Origin of the sequence: Roseixanthobacter psychrophilus (assembly GCF_043195195.1) — a bacterium.
Taxonomy (GTDB): Bacteria; Pseudomonadota; Alphaproteobacteria; order Rhizobiales; family Xanthobacteraceae; genus NCEH01.
This window is the reverse complement of record NZ_JBAFWT010000254.1, coordinates 1-203: the sequence shown is the minus strand read 5'-3', so window position 1 is coordinate 203 and position 203 is coordinate 1. Positions and strand designations below refer to the sequence as shown.

Annotated in this window: 1 pseudogene; it reads left to right on the top strand. The window is 67.0% G+C overall.

Going from position 1 to position 203, the window contains the following annotated elements:
• Positions 1 to 203 (top strand): annotated as a pseudogene (locus tag V5F77_RS29430) (MBL fold metallo-hydrolase); the annotation flags it as partial.

Below are 203 nucleotides of genomic sequence, written 5' to 3'. Positions count from 1 at the left end.
CTCAAGGCGCATCACGACGAGCGGCTGGAACGGCTCATGGACTTTTGCATCGAGCCGCGCACGGTGATGGAGACGCTGGAGGTCCTGTTCCGGCCTCTGCCGCTCGATCAGACCGGCTTCGGCCTCAGCGAGGCGCTGGCGCATCTCCGCCACCTTGTCAGCCGCGGGGAACTGGGGCACGGGATGGACGCGCAAAGGTGGGT